This window comes from Streptomyces sp. NPDC026206 (assembly GCF_040638465.1).
Classification (GTDB): domain Bacteria; phylum Actinomycetota; class Actinomycetes; order Streptomycetales; family Streptomycetaceae; genus Streptomyces.
In genome coordinates this window covers 141,395-158,777 of sequence record NZ_JBEZYL010000005.1, presented here as the reverse complement: position 1 = coordinate 158,777, position 17,383 = coordinate 141,395, and the positions used below count along the sequence as shown (strand labels likewise).

The following is a 17,383-nucleotide window of genomic DNA, read 5'->3' as shown; positions in this document are numbered from 1 at the left end:
GTAACCGATCAAGGATGCGGTCGTTGCTCCATACGAGACCCTCTTGGGGAGGGGGCCACGGGGTGGGAGGGGAACCATGTCTGAGATCTACGACCGCGAAGCGCTTGCAGCCAACGTCGCGGAGTCGAGGGGGTGGGCTGATCTCATGCGCAGGCTCGGCGTGAAGGCCAGCGGCGGCAGGCGCCGGGTTCTCCAGGAGAAGGTCGCCGCCTACGGCATCGACACCAGCCACTTCAAGCAGCGCAGCCCCTGGCGCAAGTACCCCGATGAGGCCATAGCCAAGGCTGTCGCCTCATCCACCACTCTGCGCGAGGTCGCCCAGAAACTCGGTGCGGCCCCCGCGACGGGGACGCTCTCCCATATCCGTCGTCGGATCGCCGCGATCGGCATCGACGTCAGTCACTTCCCCGGTCTGAATCGACCAGAGCTTGATCTGCCGTTCACCAGCGAAGAGCTCCGTACGTCAGCCGCATCCGCGACCAGCATCCGCGCGGTGGCACGGGACCTCGCGTTTCCAACGACAGCAGGTCTCGTGCAACGCTCCGACGCATGCTCGACGAGCTGGGCATTGACACCACACATTTCGGCCGGAATCGTGTGGCATGCCGGAGGACCGCATAAGGGAAGCAGTAGGCAACTCCACGAGCTTCGCTGACGTGATGCGGGCTCTCGGGCTGCCGGTGAACGACACCAACCATCGCCGCGTTCGACGGGGCGTAGCCCGACTCGGCCTGGACACATCTCACTTCAAGCGGCGGACCTGGGGGACGATTCGGGTCGCCAAGCCCAGGGCCATCGCGGACGAAGTCCTCCAGGTACGACCCGAAGGTTCACCTCGCGAGAGCCGCCAGCGACTGCATCGAGCGCTCACTGAGACGGGCGTCCCCTATCGCTGCGCCTCATGCGGCAACGAGGGCGAGTGGCTGGGCAAACCGATAACACTGCAGATCGACCACATCAGCGGTGACTGGCTCGACAACCGCCGGGACAATCTTCGTTACCTCTGCCCCAACTGTCACGCTCTCACGGAGACGTGGTGCCGGAATCGTAGAGGAAGGCGCCAAGGTGCCACGTACGAACAGCACTGAGCCAGGTTCCGCGAGCAGCCGCCAGCCCGATACCATGGCTGGCGGCTAGCGGCGGTGGCGCAGTGGCGACGCAGCAGACTTAGGATCTGTGGCCCTTGATCGGGGCTTGAGGGTTCGAATCCCTTCCGCCGCACGGCAAATGGCCTGCGAATCGAAAGTTCGAATCGCAGGCCATTTTTATCCCAAAAGCTCCCGCACCACCGGCGCCAGCCCCCGGAACGCCTTGCCGCGGTGGCTGATCGCGTTCTTCTCCTGCGGCGTCATCTCGGCGCAGGTGCGGGTTTCGCCCAGCGGCTGGAGGATCGGGTCGTAGCCGAAGCCGCCCGAGCCTGCCGGGGCGTGGCGCAGCGTGCCCTTCAGTCGGCCCTCGACCACGCGCTGCGTGCCGTCGGGCAGGGCGAGGGCGGCGGCGCAGGCGAAGTGGGCGCCGCGGTGTTCGTCGGTGATGTCGGAGAGCTGGGCCAGCAGCAGCTGCAGGTTGGCCTTGTCGTCGCCGTGGGTGCCGGCCCAGCGGGCGGAGAAGATGCCGGGGGCGCCGCCCAGGACGTCGACGCAGAGGCCGGAGTCGTCGGCGACGGCGGGCAGGCCGGTGGCCGAGGCGAGGGCGTGGGCCTTGAGGAGGGCGTTCTCGGCGAAGGTGACGCCGGTTTCCTTGACGTCGGGGATCTCGGGGTAGGCGTCGGCGCCGACGAGTTCGACGTCGAGGCCGGCGGCGGCGAGGATCGCGCGGAGCTCGGTGACCTTGTTGGCGTTGCGGGTGGCGAGGATCAGGCGCTTCATGGGGCGATTATCCCGGGGGTCCGCCGTGCCCCCCGGGACCGGGGCCGGAGCCGTGCGTTACAGCGTGCGGGCCAGGGCCTCGCGCTGGGCGGCGTCCAGGGAGGCGCAGCCGGCGACGGCGAGGTCGAGGATGCTGTTGAGTTCCGCGCGGGCGAATGGTTCTGCTTCCGCCGTGCCCTGGACCTCGACGAAGCGGCCGTCGCCGGTGCAGACGACGTTCATGTCGGTCTCGGCGCGCACGTCTTCTTCGTAGCAGAGGTCGAGGAGGGGGACGCCGTCGACGATGCCGACGCTGACGGCTGAGACGGTGCCGGTCAGCGGTTTGCGGCCGTGCTTGATGAGCTTCTTGTGCTGGGCCCAGGTGATGGCGTCGGCGAGGGCGACGTAGGCGCCGGTGATGGCTGCGGTGCGGGTGCCGCCGTCGGCCTGGAGGACGTCGCAGTCGAGAACGATGGTGTTCTCGCCGAGGGCCTTGTAGTCGATGACGGCGCGCAGGGAGCGGCCGATGAGGCGGGAGATCTCGTGGGTGCGGCCGCCGATCTTGCCGCGTACGGATTCGCGGTCGCCGCGGGTGTTGGTGGAGCGGGGGAGCATCGAGTATTCGGCGGTGACCCAGCCCTCGCCGGTGCCCTTGCGCCAGCGGGGTACGCCTTCGGTGACGCTGGCGGTGCAGAAGACCTTGGTGTCGCCGAAGGAGATGAGGACGGAGCCTTCGGCGTGCTTGCTCCATCCGCGCTGGATGGTCACGGGGCGGAGCTGGTCGGGGGTACGGCCGTCGATGCGAGACATGGTGATGAGCCTATCGGGACAACAGAGGGCCCCGTTCCGGTTGGCGTCGTGGACGCGTCAAACGGAACGGAGCCCTCCGCGAGGAGCCTCGTGGCTCAGCTCACAGCATGTCCTCGATCTCGCCGGCGATCGGGTCGGCGTCGGTGCCGATGACGACCTGGATGGCGGTGCCCATCTTCACGACGCCGTGGGCGCCGGCGGCCTTGAGGGCGGCGTCGTCGACGAGGTCGGGGTTGACGACCTCGCAGCGGAGGCGGGTGATGCAGCCCTCGACCTCTTCGATGTTGTCGATCCCGCCGAGGCCGGCGACGATCTTCTCAGCCTTGCTGGCCATGTGCACTCCTGGTTGTCTCAGCCCTTCGGCGGTTCCGCCGACCGGCTTTCACACGGTATCCCACGTATAGCCCAACTATGCGGGCGTATGTCCGCCACCTGTCGAAGGATGGCGAGCACCCGGCAACTGCCATTCCGGGAGGCCCACACGCACCGCAAGTGGTCTACACCAGTATGCCAGCAGCCGGAGGACGCAGATGAGTTCGATCGCCGCGGCGGCTCCGCGGAAGAAGAAGCGCCTGCACGGCCTCTTCCAGGGGCTGCAGAAAATGGGGCGCAGTCTCCAGCTGCCGATCGCGGTCCTCCCGGCGGCGGGCATCCTCAACCGGCTCGGCCAGCCGGACGTCTTCGGCAAGGACGGTCTGGGCTGGACGGACGTGGCCAAGGTGATGGCCGGTGCGGGCGGTGCGCTGCTGGACTCCTCCCTGGGGCTGCCGTTGCTGTTCGCGGTGGGTGTGGCGATCGGTATGGCGAAGAAGTCGGACGGTTCGACGGCGCTGGCTGCGGTGGTGGGCTTCCTGGTCTATTACGCGGTGCTGCACCAGTTCCCGCGGGACTGTCCTGCCGGTTCCAGGCACACCGCGATCGGCCTGCTGGCGGGGGTGTGTGTGACGGCGGGCGGGGAGCCGTCCGCGGTGGGGTACCAGAATCCGGGGGTCTTCGGGGGCATCGTCATCGGTTTGCTGGCGGCCTGGTTCTGGCAGCGGTACCACCGTGTGAAGCTCGTGGACTGGCTGGGTTTCTTCAACGGCCGCAGGCTCGTGCCGATCATCATGGCGTTCGTCGCGATCGCCTTCGCGGCGCTGTGTCTGTGGATCTGGCCGTGGGTGGGTGACAGGCTGACGAGCTTCAGCGAGTGGCTGGTCGATCTGAGCTCGCTCGGTTCGGGGATCTTCGGTGTGGCGAACCGTGCGTTGCTGGTGGTCGGGCTGCATCAGTTCCTGAACGTCTTCGTGTGGTTCCAGTTCGGGGACTTCGCCAAGCCGGACGGGCAGGTCGTGCACGGTGACATCAACCGTTTCCTGGCGGGGGACCCGGCGGCCGGGCAGTTCACCTCGGGTTTCTTCCCGATCATGATGTTCGCCCTGCCCGCGGCCGCGCTGGCCATGGCCCATTGCGCGAAGCCGCAGCACCGCAGGGCGGTGAGCGGCATGATGCTGTCGGTCGGGCTGACGTCGCTGGTCACGGGCATCACCGAGCCGATCGAGTACTCGTTCCTCTTCATCGCGCCGCTGCTTTATGTGGCGCACGCGGTGTTGACGGGCGTGTCGATGGCGGTGACGTGGGAGCTGGGGGTGCACGACGGCTTCAGCTTCTCGGCGGGGCTGATCGACTACGTCATCAACTGGGGGCTGGCGACGAAGCCGTGGTTGATCATTCCGATCGGGCTGGGTTTCGCGGTCCTCTATTACGCGGTCTTCCGCTTCGTGATCACGTTCTTCGACCTTCCGACGCCCGGGCGGGAGCCGGAGGCGCTGGCGGAGGAAATCGAGAAGGAGAACGTCGAGTAGAACGGCCGGACCGGGGGAAGATCATCCCCGGGCGGCGGGACGGACCCCTGGCCGGCCCCACCCGGAGCCGGAGGCCGTTGGCCGGACCCCTGCCCGGCCCCACCCGGGGCCGGAGGTCGTTGGCCGGGCCCCACCCGAAGCCGGGGCCGGGGTCTCGGCCCCCGGGGCCGGAATCAACGTGACGTAAGGGTGGCGTGACGCAGCGCAGAGCGCTCACGCCGCCCTTACGCGTGTGGTCCACAGCACTTGGAGCGATGGATTCCTTTATGCCCGACTCACGTGCTACAACAGGTCTAAACCACTAGTGGTGTAGACCAAATCGCGGGCCGTCCCCCTTTCTTCCTGAGCGCCCGCCTCACTTGGAGGAATCCGATGAGTACGGCAGCCAAGGCGGCAAAGGCGGCGCCTGAAGAGGCGGCTCCGCAAAAGAAGAAGCGTGGCGCCGGGGCCATGGCGGTCGCGCAGCGCATCGGCCGCAGCCTCATGCTGCCGGTCGCGGTACTGCCCGCCGCCGCCCTCCTGGTGCGGCTCGGCAACAACGACATGCTCGGCCGTGACTCGTTCCCCGAGTTCATAACCAAGATCGCCGGCTACATGGCGGCGGGCGGCAACGCGCTGCTCGGCAACATGGCGCTGCTCTTCGCGGTCGGTGTCGCGATCGGCTTCGCGAAGAAGTCGGACGGCTCCACCGCCCTGGCCGCCGTGTCCGGCTACCTGGTCTTCAAGGAGGTGCTCGCCACCTTCACCGACAAGAACCTGCCCAAGGTCGCCGCGGTCGTCGACGGCAAGATCGTCATGAACGAGGCGCCCGTCAACGCCGGCGTGCTCGGCGGTGTCGTCATGGGCCTGGTCGTGGCCCTGCTCTACCAGCGCTACAGCCGCAAGAAGCTCCCCGACTGGCTGGGCTTCTTCGGCGGCCGCCGCCTCGTCCCGATCCTCTCGGCCTTCGCCGGTCTGGTCATCGGCATCGTCTTCGGCCTGATCTGGCCGGTCCTCGGCGCGGGTCTGCACAACTTCGGCGAGTGGCTGGTCGGCTCGGGCGCCGTGGGCGCGGGCATCTTCGGTGTCGCCAACCGTGCGCTGATCCCGGTCGGCATGCACCACCTGCTCAACTCCTTCCCGTGGCTGCAGGCCGGCGACTTCAACGGCAAGCACGGCGACATCGCCCGCTTCCTCGCCGGCGACCCGGACGCCGGCCAGTTCATGACCGGCTTCTTCCCGATCATGATGTTCGCCCTCCCGGCGGCCTGCCTGGCGATCGTCCACTGCGCCCGCCCGGAGAACCGCAAGGTCGTCGGCGGCATGATGGGCTCGCTCGCACTCACCGCGTTCGTCACCGGTGTGACCGAGCCGATCGAGTTCACCTTCATGTTCATCGCCCCGGTGCTCTACGCCATCCACGCGCTGCTCACCGGTGTCTCGCTGGCCCTGACCTGGGCGCTGGGCATGAAGGACGGCTTCGGCTTCTCCGCCGGCGCGATCGACTTCCTGCTCAACCTGGGCATCGCCACCAAGCCGTGGATGCTGGCCGCGGTGGGTCTGTGCTTCGGCGCGCTCTACTACGTGGTCTTCCGCTTCGCGATCATCAAGTTCAACCTTCCCACCCCGGGCCGCGAGCCCGAGGGCGAGCTGGAGGACGCGGGCAAGGCCTGATCCCCCAGAACGACGCGAAGGCCCCCGGAACCGTGCGGTTCCGGGGGCCTTCGCGTGGGCGCGGGGGCCGCCTACAGCTCGTACACCGCGCCCGCGTGGGCGAGCTCCGCCGGTCCGTCGTAGACCGAGCGCGCGTCGCGGAGGTTGGTGAGGGGGTCCGTCCACGGGGGGATGTGGGTGAGGACGAGGCGGCCGGCGCCGGCCCGGGCGGCGCACTCGCCGGCCTGCAGGCCGTTGAGGTGGAGGCCGGGGATGTCCTCCTTGCCGTGGGTGAAGGAGGCCTCGCACAGCAGCAGGTCCGTGCCCTGGGCCAGCTCGTACAGGGCCGCGCAGGGGCCCGTGTCGCCCGAGTACACCAGTGACCGGCCCGCGTGCTCGACCCGGAAGGCGAACGCCTCGACGGGGTGGCTCATCCGGGCCGTGCGGATCGTGAGGGGGCCGAGGGTGAAGGTGCCGGGCGTGAGGGTGCGGAAGTCGAAGACCTCGCTCATGCAGGCCTCGTCGGGGACGTCGCCATAGGCGGTGAGGAGCCGCTTCTCGGTGCCCTCGGGTCCGTGGACGGGGAGGGCGCCGGTGCGGCCGCCGTCGTGACGGTAGTAGCGGGCGACGAAGTAGCCGCACATGTCGATGCAGTGGTCCGGGTGCAGGTGTGACAGGAGCACGGCGTCGAGGTCGTAGAGCCCGATGTGGCGCTGCAGCTCGCCGAGGGCGCCATTGCCCATGTCGAGGAGGATCCGGTAGCCGTCGGCCTCCACCAGATAGCTCGAGCAGGCCGATTCCGTGGACGGGAACGAGCCCGAGCATCCGACGACGGTGAGCTTCATGCGGGCCTGAACCTCCGTGGGCTGGTTACGGGGGGCCATGCGGTGCAGTCGAGGGTAAGGCGAGAACCGGGCGGTGGCTCCTCCGAGGGGGTGGCGTGTGGGCGGAATCACCAGGACGGACCTGGTCGCAGCGCGAAGGCCCCGGCCCGCGCCCGGGGAACGAGCGCGGCCGGGGCCCTGCGAGGCCGGGGGTGCGGAGGCGGAAGGCGGTACCGGGCCGGTGCGGCGGCCCGGCGCCCTACAGGGGACGGTGCCGCTCGGCACGGTCCAGGGTGTCCATGAAGCGCTGGAAGCGCTCGGCCGACTCGCTGCTGCCGGCCGTCACCGTGAACACCTCGGGCGACATGAACGCCGCGAGCCGCTCACGTGTCTCGGGCGCGAGCGCATCCCAGGCGGCCTTATCCAGCCGTGACTGCGCCGCAGTTTCCGCACTGCCAGTTTCCATTGTTGAGTTGCCTCATGTCCGATGATCCACATGCGGGACAGTTCATGTGCGTCTCCTACGGGATGATGTCAGCCGCTTGCCAACATCGGTAGTAGCAGTTCATCCGTGCACAGTTCTGTTTTTTACGGACCGGCGCGGACAGGCGGCGCACCGGGCTACGCCCAGAGCTGGCCGTGCAGTGTCTCGACGGCCTCTTCCGTGGTAGCGGCGGTGTAGACGCCGGTCGAGAGGTACTTCCAGCCGCCGTCGGCGACGATGAAGACGATGTCGGCGCTCTCCCCGGCCCGTACGGCCCTACGGGCGACGCCGAGGGCGGCGTGCAGTACGGCGCCGGTGGACACGCCCGCGAAGATGCCTTCCTCGGCGAGGAGTTCGCGGGTGCGGCGGACGGCGTCCTCGGAGCCGACGGAGTAGCGGGTGGTGAGGACGGAGGCGTCGTAGAGCTCGGGGACGAAGCCCTCGTCGAGGTTGCGCAGGCCGTAGACGACGTCGTCGTAGCGGGGCTCGGCGGCGACGATCTGTGTGCCGGGCTTGTGCTCGTGCAGGTAGCGGCCGACGCCCATGAGGGTGCCGGTGGTGCCGAGGCCGGCCACGAAGTGGGTGATCTCAGGGAGGTCGGTGAGGATCTCGGGGCCGGTGGTGGCGTAGTGGGCGCCGGCGTTGTCGGGGTTGCCGTACTGGTAGAGCATCACCCAGTCGGGGTGCTGCGCGGACAGCTCCTTGGCGACCCGCACGGCGGTGTTGGAGCCGCCGGCGGCGGGCGAGGGGATGATCTCGGCGCCCCACATGGCGAGCAGCTGCCGGCGTTCCTCGCTGGTGTTCTCCGGCATCACGCACACCATGCGGTAGCCCTTGAGCTTGGCGGCCATGGCGAGGGAGATGCCGGTGTTGCCGGAGGTGGGCTCCAGGATGGTGCAGCCGGGGGTGAGGCGGCCGGCCTTCTCCGCCTGCTCGATCATGTGCAGGGCGGGGCGGTCCTTGACCGAACCGGTGGGGTTGCGGTCCTCCAGCTTGGCCCAGATCCGGACGGACCCGGACGGGGACAGGCGCGGCAGGCGGACGAGCGGGGTGTTGCCCACCGCGGCCAGGGGGCTGTCGTAGCGCATGCGCGTCCCGCTCAGACCATTCCGCCGGCCACGGCCGGGAGGATGGTGACGCTGTCGCCGTCGCTGAGCTCGGTGGTGATGCCGGCGAGGAAGCGGACGTCCTCGTCGTTGAGGTAGACGTTGACGAAGCGGCGCAGTTCCCCGCCGGCGGCCTCGTCGACGAGGCGCTCGCGGATGCCCGGGTGGCGGGATTCGAGGTCCTTGAAGAGCTCGTCGATGGTGGAGCCGCTGCCCTCGACGGCTTTCTTGCCGTCGGTGTAGGTGCGCAGGATGGTCGGGATGCGGACCTCGATGGCCATGGGTGTGCTCCTGTCGGAGTGCGGGGTCGGTTCGGGTGGAACGCGGAGGCTCACATCGTGGGAACCATGGGGCGCATCGTATCGATTCCCTGTGCGCTCCCCGGAAGTTCGTCCCGGTATCCGGACCAGGTGGTCTCAGTGGGTGAATCCCGGTGGTTCCCGTGGTGGGCGTGGCTCAGTAGGCCTGGACGACCCGGACGTCCTCCTCGGTGACCACGCCGTCGACGATGCGGTACGAGCGGAACTGGAAGGGGCCGGCTCCGTCGGTGTCCGCGGTGGAGACGAGGACGTAGTGGGCGCCGGGTTCGTTGGCGTAGGTGAGGTCGGTGCGGGAGGGGTAGGCCTCGGTGGCGGTGTGCGAGTGGTAGATGACGACGGGGTCCTCGTCGCGGTCGTCCATCTCGCGGTAGAGCTTCAGCAGGTCCGTGGAGTCGAACTCGTAGAACGTGGGTGAGCGGGCGGCGTTGAGCATCGGGACGAACCGCTCGGGGCGGTCGCTGCCGGCCGGTCCGGCGACGACGCCGCACGCCTCGTCGGGGTGGTCGGCGCGGGCGTGCGCGACGATCCGGTCGTACAGGTCCTGTGTGATGGTCAGCATGCGGCTCAGGATATGCAGAGAGCCCGCCCGTACCGGGTGCCGGTACGGGCGGGCTCTGTTGCTGTGCAGTTGTGTTGCCGTGCGGCCTGCGGCCGGACTACTTGCTGAGCGAGTAGTCCTTGCGCTCGAAGGCCTGGGGGTTGCGGGACTTGAGCACGAGGTACGAGACCCACATGATCAGGGCCCAGACGGGGGCGCAGTACAGCGAGATGCGCGCGTCCTTGTCGATGCCCATCAGCACGATCACCATGATGATGAAGGCCAGGGCGAAGAGGCTGGTCCAGGGCGCGCCCGGGGCCTTGAGCTCGGACTGCGGGAGCTCACCTCGGTCGGCCTTGCGGCGGTAGCGGAGCTGGGCGACGAGGATCATGATCCAGGCCCACATGCCGGAGATGGTCGCGAAGGAGACGACGTAGTTGAACGCCTCGCCCGGCCACTGGTAGTTGATCCACACGCCGACGAGCATGAGCGCAGCGGAGACGGTGGTGCCGCGCAGCGGCAGGCCCCGCTTGGTCAGGACGCCGAAGAACTTCGGGCCCTGGCCGTTGAGGGCGAGGTCGCGCAGCATGCGGCCGGTGGAGTACATGCCGGAGTTGCAGGAGGACAGCGCCGCGGTGAGGACCACGAAGTTGACGATTCCGGCACCGGCCGGCAGGCCGATCTTGGCGAAGGCCGCCACGAAGGGGCTGACGCCGGGCATGAACTCGGTCCACGGGACGACGGACAGGATGATGATCAGCGCGCCGACGTAGAAGACGGCGATGCGCCACGGCACGGTGTTGATGGCCTTGGGCAGGGTCTTCTTGGGGTCGGCCGCCTCGCCCGCGGTGACGCCGACGAGCTCGACGGCGAGGAAGGCGAACATCACGATCTGCAGGGTCATCAGCGTGCCGCCGATGCCCTTGGGGAAGAACCCGCCGTGGTCCCACAGGAGAGTGAAGGAGGCGGTGTCGCCGGCGTTGGAGAAGCCGAGCGTGATGACGCCGATGCCGATCAGGATCATGCCGATGATGGCGGTGACCTTGACCATGGAGAACCAGAACTCCAGCTCACCGAAGAGCTTCACGGAGATCAGGTTGGCGAAGTAGAGGATGACGGTGAAGACCAGTGCGGCGACCCATTGCGGGATCGACTTGTTCCAGTACTGCACGTAGGTGGCTGCCGCTGTCACCTCGGTGATGCCGGTGACGACCCAGAAGAGCCAGTACGTCCATCCGGTCACATAGCCCCAGAAGGGGCCGAGGAACTCTCGGGCGTAGTCCGAGAAGGAGCCCGACACCGGGCGGTACATGAGCAGCTCACCGAGCGCTCGCATGATGAAGAAGATGACCAGGCCGGCTATCGCGTAGGCCAGGATGAGACTCGGGCCGGCCTTCGAGATGGCCTTGCCCGCGCCGAGAAACAGTCCTGTACCGATGGCGCCACCAATGGCGATCATCTGAATCTGCCGGTTACCCAATCCCCGCTGGTAACCCTCGGAAGCTTCCTTGTCGCTTCCGCTGCCGTCCCGCACTGCGGTGCGGTCCGCGACCTGCTCAGAGGTCATGGTGGTGCGCCTTTCTCCATACCGATCCGGTTGCTCCGGATCGGGTTCCGATCCCCCCGGATGGAGTCCTGCTCAGCGCCGACGGTCGGTCGGCTAGCGCTTCCGCTGCGACAGGGGTGGCGTCGCAGAGGCAGGTCGGCAAGAAGTATCACGTGCAAAGAGGAGATCATCGGCGCGGTTGTGGCGCACGGCACAAAAAAATCCGGACACAAGTGACCTGGGCCACCAAGAAGGACTACTACGGTGACTTGATCGTTATGCGGATTTGCGCGTCCGTTGAGCGAACACTGTCAGGACACGGCCGGAACTGCCCCGGAATAGCTCGTTCCGGGTGGTCAGGCCATCAGGGCCTCGACGAGCGTCTCCTGCAGCCCGCCCAGCCAGAGGTAGGCCATCACCATCGGCTTGCGCGGGTCCTCGTCCGGCAGCCGGAAGAGCGCCTCGCCGTCGTCCTCGTCGGTGATCTCCAGCCGGGCGCCGATGGTCAGCCGGAGGTCGTTCAGCGCGCCGAGCCACTGCCGGCAGCCGTCGGGAGCCAGGCGCAGGACCGCGGCGCTCCGGCCGGAGCCGTCCTCGCCGGTGTCGAGCGCGTCGAGCGAGCGGACCACGCCGAGCGCGTCCTCGCGCTTGCGGTCGCGCAGGTCGTTCTCGGTGTAGCGGCGGAATTCGGAGGCGTACGCGCGCTCCTGCCGGTCCTGCTCGGCGCCGGGCGTGCCGTAGGCGTCCGGGAAGAGCCGGGCCAGCGCCGGGTCGGCCGGGGGCTCGCTGGGACCCTCCGCGAACAGCCGGGCGAGCGGGTCGGCGGCTTCCGGGCCCTGCGTCTGGCCCGGGCCGATCAGCTCCAGGAGCTGCACGGCGAGGCTGCGCAGGATGGAGATCTCGACCTCGTCCAGGGCGACGGCCGCCCCGCCGCCGGGAAGCGGCTCGAAGTGCCCGGCCATCAACGGTCCTGCGACAGCGTCGCCCAGAGCCCGTAGCCGTGCATCGCCTGCACGTCGCGCTCCATCTCCTCGCGGCTGCCGCTGGAGACCGTGGCACGGCCCTTGTGGTGGACGTCGAGCATCAGCCGGTGCGCCTTGTCCTTGGGGTAGCCGAAGTAGGCCTGGAAGACATACGTCACGTAACTCATGAGGTTGACGGGGTCGTTATGGACCAGAGTGACCCACGGCACGTCGGGTTCGGTCACAGCGAAGGGCGACTCGCCCGTTTCAGGCCGTTCGATCTCGACCGGTGCCACACTCACGCGTGCTCCATTGATCGCTTCTCCGCCCGCGAGGCGCACGTGCGGGTTGAGGTCTTCTGCGGCCCGGCGGCCTCGCGTGCGTCGCTCACGTATCCATGCTGCCACTCACCGACTCGCGGTGCACAAACGGGGTGGCCGCCAAGGGCCCGCGGGAGGCCGCGGCGAGCCCGCAACGGACCCGAACAGAAATCGTCACTCTGACGAGTATTCGGGGTAGCATCCCGTTCATGAACACTGCGGACCTGGGGCTGCCCGTCGCCGTGCCGTCGACGGCCCTCTTCACCGACCGGTACGAACTCACGATGCTGCAGGGTGCGCTGCGGTCCGGCACCGCCGGGCGCCGCTCGGTCTTCGAGGTCTTCACCCGCAGACTGCCCGAGGGCCGCCGCTACGGCGTCGTCGCGGGCACCGGCCGGGTCCTGGACGCCGTGGAGAACTTCCGCTTCGACGGCGGCGTCCTGGACTTCCTGGCCGAGCAGCGGATCGTGGACGAGCCCACGCTCGCCTACCTCGCCGACTACCGGTTCCGCGGTGACATCCTGGGCTACCCCGAGGGCGAGGTGTACTTCCCCGGCTCGCCGATCCTGCGCGTCGAGGGCACCTTCGCCGAGGCGGTGCTGCTGGAGACCGTGATCCTTTCGATCCTCAACCACGACTCGGCCGTCGCGGCCGCGGCCTCGCGGATGGCGGTGGCCGCCGGTGAGCGGCCGCTGATCGAGATGGGCGCGCGCCGCACCCACGAGCTGGCGGCCGTCGCCGCCGCGCGCGCCGCCTACGTGGGCGGCTTCACCTCCACCTCCGACCTGGCGGCCGGGTTCCGCTACAACATCCCGACGGTCGGCACCAGTGCGCACGCCTTCACCCTGCTGCACGACAGCGAGCGCGATGCCTTCACGGCGCAGGTCGACTCCCTCGGCGGGGGCACGACGCTGCTCGTGGACACCTTCGACGTCGCCGAGGCGGTCGCGATGGCCGTGGAGGTCGCGGGGACGGGCCTGGGGGCCGTACGGATCGACTCCGGCGACCTGCTGCTGCTCGCGCACCGGGTGCGGCAGCAGCTGGACGACCTGGGCGCCAAGGACACCAGGATCGTGGTCACCAGTGACCTCGACGAGTACGCCATCGCCTCGCTGGCGGCGGCGCCGGTGGACGCCTACGGCGTGGGCACCCAGCTGGTGACCGGCAGCGGGCATCCGACCTGCTCGATGGTCTACAAGCTGGTGGCGCGCGCGGACGGCGCCGGGCCGGACGCGCCGCTGCGGCCGGTCGCCAAGAAGTCGATGGGCGGCAAGTCGTCCGTCGGCGGCCGCAAGTGGGCCGCGCGCCGGCAGGACACGGCCGGGGTGGCCGAGGCCGAGGTCGTGGGCACCGGCGAGGTCCCGGCGGAGCTGGCGGACCGGCAGCTGCTGGTGGAGCTGGTCCGAGCGGGCGAGGTCGTCGCCCGTGAACCGCTGGACGCGGCGCGCGAGAGGCACACGGCGGCGCGCGCCGCGCTGCCGATGTCGGCGACCCAGCTCTCGCGCGGAGAGCCCGTGCTGCCCACGGAATACCTCTGAGGGCCCCCTGAGTGCCCCTCCCGTAACGCAATCCGAGTCACTACCCTCGGTCACACAGGGTTGATCCGCACAGTCGGCCGAGAGCCCCTCACCTAAGGATCTGCACCATGAACCGTGCACTGATCATCGTCGACGTGCAGAACGACTTCTGCGAAGGCGGCAGCCTCGCGGTGGCCGGCGGCGCCGACGTGGCGGCGGCCATAACCGACCTGGTGGGCGAGGCGCCCGCCGGGTACGCGCACGTCGTCGCCTCGCGCGACATGCACGTCGACCCCGGGGACCACTTCTCGGACCACCCGGACTACGAGCGCTCCTGGCCGCGGCACTGCGTGGCCGGCACCGAGGGCAGCGGCTTCCATCCCAACCTCGCCCCCGCCATCACCTCGGGGGCCGTGCACGCCGTGTTCGACAAGGGCACCTACGCGGCCGGGTACAGCGCCTTCCAGGGCACCGACGAGAACGGCACCCACCTGGCGGACTGGCTGCGGGCGCGGGAGGTGACCGACGTCGACGTGGTCGGCATCGCCACCGACCACTGCGTACGGGCCACGGCACTGGACGCCCGCCGGGAGGGCTTCTCCACGCACGTCCTGCTCGACCTGACCGCGGGCGTGGCCCAGGAGAGCACCCAGCGGACGCTGGAGGAGCTGCGGGAGGCCGGCGTGGAGCTGAGCGGGAAGCCGATCGTGCACGGCGGCTGACAACGCCGCGAGGGCCCTCACGTGGCGGGGGCGGGGCGCAGCAGGCTGGCGATGGGGTGCCAGGACTCGGTGTCGTCGTCCGGCACGGTCCGCCAGACGATCCCGTCGGGGTGGTGCAGGACGGCCGTTATCTCGTCGGGCGTCGGCGGGTGGGTGTTGCCGCGCAGGTAGACGGCGCGCAGTCCGAGGTTGCGCAGCCGGGTCAGGGCCCGCTGGCGGTTCGCGGCGCGGACCAGGACGCGGACGCGCACGCCCTGCCGGACGCCGCCGTCGGGCGGGGCCGCCAGGGAGAGGGCGACGACCACACTGCCGTCGGGGAGCTTGGCGAATCCACCACCGGCCACGTGCCTCACCTCTCCCCTGCGGGTAAGGGTGTCAATAAGACCATCATGGAGGGCATTCTCGGCACGACCGGCCGCCGCCCGCTAGAGGGCGACGGCCGGTGCGTGGCTGACCTGCGGTGATTCACCTACTGGCGGGTCACTTGGTGGAGGGTCCCACCTGGAGCGTCATCGTGGAGCCGGTGAGGGCCTCGGTGACGATCCTGATCCGGGTGTTGGTGTCGGTGAGCTTCACACCGCCGGTGGGGTTCGCCGCGTCGTAGTAGGTGTTCTTGTGGTCGTCGAAGACCGGAACGCCCATCTTGCCCTTGACGCGGGTGGCGACGCCGTCCTTGTGGACGGTGTAGCCGTCGGTCGGGTACCAGCTGAAGGGCGAGTCGTAGGACTGGAAGCGGTTCTTCATCAGCGAACCGTCCGACCACTTCTCGGCCTGCGGGTGCGCGTCGACGGGCAGGATCCGGCCCGAGCCGGGGTGGACGCCGACGTTGTTGTCCGCCTGCGAGGTGTCCCACAGCCAGATCAGCAGGCCGTTCTGGTACGCGAAGTGCTCGACCCAGCCCGGCTTGGCGGTCCGCCAGCCGAAGTTGTACGGGCCCACCTTCAGGGTCTTGTCGTAGGAGACGTACTGGCGGTTCTCGGCGATGTAGTGCTGCGGGTACTCCTTGGTGAAGGAGGCGCCGATGCGCGAGAAGCCCTTGGCCGTCCAGCCGTTGTCGTCGCCCTCGGCGCCGTCGGTGACCAGCGCCTTGCCGTCGGCGGTGAGGGTGATGGCGTCGGCGGTGAAGCCCTTGCCGCCGGCGCCGCCGTCGGTGGCGTAGCGGAAGCGCAGGTCGATCTTCTTGCCCGCGTAGGCGTCGAGCGGGAAGGACAGCTTCTTGTACGCGCCCGAGACACCGGTCAGGGCGGGCTTGTCGCCGCCGTCACGGGTGATGGCCTTGCCGTCGGCGGTGCCGTCGACGGGGATCCAGTTGGCGCCGCCGTCGGTCGAGACCTCGGTGTAGAGGTAGTCGTAATTCTCCTCGATGTCCCACCAGCCGGACAGGTCCAGGGCTGCCTTGGACGTGCCGGTGAGGTCGACGGACCGGGAGAGGGTGTTCTTCAGGTCGTCGCCGGCGCCGCTCCACCACTGCTTGGTGCCTTCGGCCGGCTTGACGACCTCGGTGGTGACCTTCTTGGCGGGGAGGTCGACGAGGACCGCCTGCTTGTCCTTGGTGTTGTACTCGGCGACGCCCAGCTTGTGGGTCGACTTCGTCCCGGCCTTGGCCTTGTCGTAGCTGAGCCAGCCGAGCTGGAGCTTGTCCCAGGCGCTCATGTCGCCGGGCAGGTCGCCGATGGTGTCCTTGCCCCGGCCGAGCCAGGAACCGGACGACATCAGGGACCAGAACTCGACGGAGGACTCACCGGTGCCGGTGGTGTCGTACTCGTCGGGCAGGCCCAGGTCGTGGCCGTACTCGTGGGCGAAGACGCCCAGGCCGCCGTTCTCGGGCTGCATGGTGTAGTCGCCGACCCAGATGCCGGTGTCGCCGATCTGGGTGCCGCCCGCCTTGTTGTTCGCGGGGCCGGTCTTGCCCGCGTCGGAGCCGTAGGCGTACCAGCGGTGAGCCCAGATGGCGTCCTTGCCCTGGGCGCCGCCGCCCGCGGACTCGTCCTCGCCGGCGTGCACGATCTGGAAGTGGTCGATGTAGCCGTCGGGCTCGTTGAAGTTGCCGTCGCCGTCGAAGTCGTTGCGGTCCCACTGGTCGTAGGTGGCCAGCTCCGCCTTGATGTCCGCGTCGCTGCGGCCGGCGGCCTGCTGGTCCTTGACCCACTGGTTGACGCCGTCGCGCACGAGGTCCCAGGCGCTGGGGCAGTTGGTGGAGCCGCAGTAGTTGGACCCGTAACGGGCCTCGTTCCACTGGACCTTCACCCAGTCGGTGACCTTGCCGTCGACCGAGTAGCGTCCCGAGGACTGCTTCTCGTAGTACTTGGCCAGGGACTCCTTGTTCTCGTCGTGCGAGAAGTACAGGTCCTGGAAGTACTGGCGGTTGTAGTCCTTCTGCCAGGCCGTGCTGTTGTCCTTCGCACGGTCCGGCTGGACTATCCGGTTGTTCGCGGGGCCGGGGGCGCCGCCGTACTTCTTGACGGCCGGCTTCGGGCCGTCCGGGCCGTCGGGGTCGTACATGGTGGTGTCGTCGACCTTGTCGCCGAAGTCGGCCAGGATCGTAAAGATCTTGTCGGTCTTCTCGCGGCCGAGCTCGACGTACTTCCCCTTGCCGAGCTGGACGACCTTGGAGGCGCCGCGCTGCTCCGCCTTGGCGTCCCCCGATACGACCTGCTCCAGCGCCGCCTTGCGCTGCTCTTCCTGCTTCTTGCTGAACGGGCCCTTGAGGTCGTGCTCCGCACCTCGCTTGACCTGCGCCGGGTCCTGGCGCTGGACGGAGGCGGGGCCCTGGTCCGCGCCGGACGGGGCGGTCAAGCCCGCCGCCTGCGCGATCCCTGCCGAAAGGGTGCCCGTGCCGAGGGCCGCGGCCATGACGGCCACCGCGGCGGATCGGACGACCCTCCGTTGTCTGATCTTCACTTGTGAATGT

Annotated in this window: 18 protein-coding genes and 1 tRNA gene; 6 read left to right on the top strand and 13 right to left on the bottom strand. The window is 68.9% G+C overall.

The features are described from left to right. Positions 1 to 76 precede the first annotated feature (76 nt). Both AB0F13_RS10760 and AB0F13_RS10755 read left to right on the top strand, forming a co-directional pair. Positions 77 to 655: a hypothetical protein gene (locus AB0F13_RS10760; RefSeq protein ID WP_362078468.1), complete on the top strand. Its 579-nt coding sequence runs from the start codon at positions 77 to 79 to the stop codon at positions 653 to 655. 481 nt (positions 656 to 1,136) lie between these two features. Further along, positions 1,137 to 1,221 (top strand) — tRNA-Leu (locus AB0F13_RS10755). Between the two features lie 44 nt (positions 1,222 to 1,265). Here AB0F13_RS10755 and rdgB read toward each other — a convergent pair. The 3 genes from rdgB to AB0F13_RS10740 form a co-directional block, all read right to left on the bottom strand. Further along, positions 1,266 to 1,868 (bottom strand): RdgB/HAM1 family non-canonical purine NTP pyrophosphatase, encoded by a 603-nt coding sequence (gene rdgB, locus AB0F13_RS10750; protein WP_362078465.1) that lies wholly within the window; start codon positions 1,866 to 1,868, stop codon positions 1,266 to 1,268. A 57-nt stretch (positions 1,869 to 1,925) separates the two neighbouring features. Then, positions 1,926 to 2,657: a ribonuclease PH gene (rph, locus tag AB0F13_RS10745; protein WP_362078462.1), complete on the bottom strand. Its 732-nt coding sequence runs from the start codon at positions 2,655 to 2,657 to the stop codon at positions 1,926 to 1,928. 100 nt (positions 2,658 to 2,757) lie between these two features. Beyond that, positions 2,758 to 2,991, bottom strand: coding sequence for a PTS glucose/sucrose transporter subunit IIB (locus AB0F13_RS10740; protein ID WP_362078461.1), 234 nt, complete (start codon positions 2,989 to 2,991; stop codon positions 2,758 to 2,760). A gap of 196 nt (positions 2,992 to 3,187) precedes the next feature. Here AB0F13_RS10740 and AB0F13_RS10735 point away from each other — a divergent pair, with 196 nt between their 5' ends. Further along, positions 3,188 to 4,501 (top strand): PTS transporter subunit EIIC, encoded by a 1,314-nt coding sequence (locus AB0F13_RS10735; RefSeq protein WP_362078458.1) that lies wholly within the window; start codon positions 3,188 to 3,190, stop codon positions 4,499 to 4,501. A 372-nt stretch (positions 4,502 to 4,873) separates the two neighbouring features. Then, complete coding sequence (locus AB0F13_RS10730; RefSeq protein WP_362078455.1) at positions 4,874 to 6,154, top strand: PTS transporter subunit EIIC; 1,281 nt, start codon at positions 4,874 to 4,876, stop codon at positions 6,152 to 6,154. Between the two features lie 71 nt (positions 6,155 to 6,225). On the opposite strand, the gene AB0F13_RS10725 is transcribed toward AB0F13_RS10730, so the two are convergent. From AB0F13_RS10725 to clpS, 8 genes are all read right to left on the bottom strand, one after another. Further along, on the bottom strand, positions 6,226 to 6,978 hold the full coding sequence (locus AB0F13_RS10725; protein ID WP_362078831.1) for an MBL fold metallo-hydrolase: 753 nt from the start codon (positions 6,976 to 6,978) through the stop codon (positions 6,226 to 6,228). Between the two features lie 398 nt (positions 6,979 to 7,376). Then, entirely contained in the window at positions 7,377 to 7,439 is a 63-nt protein-coding gene (locus AB0F13_RS10720; protein ID WP_362078828.1) for a hypothetical protein, read from the bottom strand. Positions 7,440 to 7,578: 139 nt separating this feature from the next. Next, a complete protein-coding gene (locus tag AB0F13_RS10715; protein WP_362078452.1) occupies positions 7,579 to 8,529 on the bottom strand; it encodes a cysteine synthase in 951 nt (316 codons plus the stop codon). A gap of 11 nt (positions 8,530 to 8,540) precedes the next feature. Next, positions 8,541 to 8,828 (bottom strand): MoaD/ThiS family protein, encoded by a 288-nt coding sequence (locus AB0F13_RS10710; protein ID WP_362078449.1) that lies wholly within the window; start codon positions 8,826 to 8,828, stop codon positions 8,541 to 8,543. Positions 8,829 to 9,003: 175 nt separating this feature from the next. Next, positions 9,004 to 9,426, bottom strand: a complete 423-nt coding sequence (locus AB0F13_RS10705) for a M67 family metallopeptidase (RefSeq protein ID WP_362078447.1) — start codon at positions 9,424 to 9,426, stop codon at positions 9,004 to 9,006. Positions 9,427 to 9,523: 97 nt separating this feature from the next. Beyond that, a complete protein-coding gene (locus tag AB0F13_RS10700) occupies positions 9,524 to 10,972 on the bottom strand; it encodes an amino acid permease (protein WP_362078444.1) in 1,449 nt (482 codons plus the stop codon). A gap of 335 nt (positions 10,973 to 11,307) precedes the next feature. Further along, the gene (locus AB0F13_RS10695) at positions 11,308 to 11,913 is read right to left on the bottom strand and encodes a DUF2017 domain-containing protein (protein WP_362078441.1); all 606 of its coding nucleotides are present in this window, start codon (positions 11,911 to 11,913) and stop codon (positions 11,308 to 11,310) included. Next, complete coding sequence (gene clpS / locus AB0F13_RS10690; protein WP_362078438.1) at positions 11,913 to 12,215, bottom strand: ATP-dependent Clp protease adapter ClpS; 303 nt, start codon at positions 12,213 to 12,215, stop codon at positions 11,913 to 11,915. Before clpS ends, AB0F13_RS10695 begins: the two co-directional genes overlap by 1 nt. A 227-nt stretch (positions 12,216 to 12,442) precedes the next feature. Here clpS and AB0F13_RS10685 point away from each other — a divergent pair, with 227 nt between their 5' ends. Both AB0F13_RS10685 and AB0F13_RS10680 read left to right on the top strand, forming a co-directional pair. Further along, positions 12,443 to 13,771, top strand: a complete 1,329-nt coding sequence (locus AB0F13_RS10685) for a nicotinate phosphoribosyltransferase (RefSeq protein ID WP_362078435.1) — start codon at positions 12,443 to 12,445, stop codon at positions 13,769 to 13,771. Between the two features lie 107 nt (positions 13,772 to 13,878). After that, positions 13,879 to 14,472, top strand: a complete 594-nt coding sequence (locus AB0F13_RS10680; protein ID WP_362078432.1) for an isochorismatase family protein — start codon at positions 13,879 to 13,881, stop codon at positions 14,470 to 14,472. Positions 14,473 to 14,489: 17 nt separating this feature from the next. Here the strand turns inward: AB0F13_RS10680 and AB0F13_RS10675 are convergent, their stop codons facing one another. Both AB0F13_RS10675 and AB0F13_RS10670 read right to left on the bottom strand, forming a co-directional pair. Continuing rightward, on the bottom strand, positions 14,490 to 14,816 hold the full coding sequence (locus AB0F13_RS10675) for a hypothetical protein (RefSeq protein ID WP_362078429.1): 327 nt from the start codon (positions 14,814 to 14,816) through the stop codon (positions 14,490 to 14,492). Positions 14,817 to 14,952: 136 nt separating this feature from the next. Further along, entirely contained in the window at positions 14,953 to 17,325 is a 2,373-nt protein-coding gene (locus AB0F13_RS10670; RefSeq protein WP_362078825.1) for an immune inhibitor A domain-containing protein, read from the bottom strand. Positions 17,326 to 17,383 lie beyond the last annotated feature (58 nt).

Bases quoted from the DNA above. Each gene is read 5' to 3' on its own strand.
- AB0F13_RS10670 (WP_362078825.1), bottom strand. From the start codon at position 17,325: ATGGCCGCGGCCCTCGGCACGGGCACCCTTTCGGCAGGGATCGCGCAG.
- rdgB (WP_362078465.1), bottom strand. From the start codon at position 1,868: ATGAAGCGCCTGATCCTCGCCACCCGCAACGCCAACAAGGTCACCGAG.
- rph (WP_362078462.1), bottom strand. From the start codon at position 2,657: ATGTCTCGCATCGACGGCCGTACCCCCGACCAGCTCCGCCCCGTGACC.
- AB0F13_RS10715 (WP_362078452.1), bottom strand. From the start codon at position 8,529: ATGCGCTACGACAGCCCCCTGGCCGCGGTGGGCAACACCCCGCTCGTC.
- AB0F13_RS10695 (WP_362078441.1), bottom strand. From the start codon at position 11,913: ATGGCCGGGCACTTCGAGCCGCTTCCCGGCGGCGGGGCGGCCGTCGCC.
- AB0F13_RS10680 (WP_362078432.1), top strand. From the start codon at position 13,879: ATGAACCGTGCACTGATCATCGTCGACGTGCAGAACGACTTCTGCGAA.
- AB0F13_RS10710 (WP_362078449.1), bottom strand. From the start codon at position 8,828: ATGGCCATCGAGGTCCGCATCCCGACCATCCTGCGCACCTACACCGAC.
- AB0F13_RS10700 (WP_362078444.1), bottom strand. From the start codon at position 10,972: ATGACCTCTGAGCAGGTCGCGGACCGCACCGCAGTGCGGGACGGCAGC.
- AB0F13_RS10725 (WP_362078831.1), bottom strand. From the start codon at position 6,978: ATGAAGCTCACCGTCGTCGGATGCTCGGGCTCGTTCCCGTCCACGGAA.
- AB0F13_RS10760 (WP_362078468.1), top strand. From the start codon at position 77: ATGTCTGAGATCTACGACCGCGAAGCGCTTGCAGCCAACGTCGCGGAG.
- AB0F13_RS10740 (WP_362078461.1), bottom strand. From the start codon at position 2,991: ATGGCCAGCAAGGCTGAGAAGATCGTCGCCGGCCTCGGCGGGATCGAC.
- AB0F13_RS10735 (WP_362078458.1), top strand. From the start codon at position 3,188: ATGAGTTCGATCGCCGCGGCGGCTCCGCGGAAGAAGAAGCGCCTGCAC.
- AB0F13_RS10730 (WP_362078455.1), top strand. From the start codon at position 4,874: ATGAGTACGGCAGCCAAGGCGGCAAAGGCGGCGCCTGAAGAGGCGGCT.
- AB0F13_RS10705 (WP_362078447.1), bottom strand. From the start codon at position 9,426: ATGCTGACCATCACACAGGACCTGTACGACCGGATCGTCGCGCACGCC.
- AB0F13_RS10685 (WP_362078435.1), top strand. From the start codon at position 12,443: ATGAACACTGCGGACCTGGGGCTGCCCGTCGCCGTGCCGTCGACGGCC.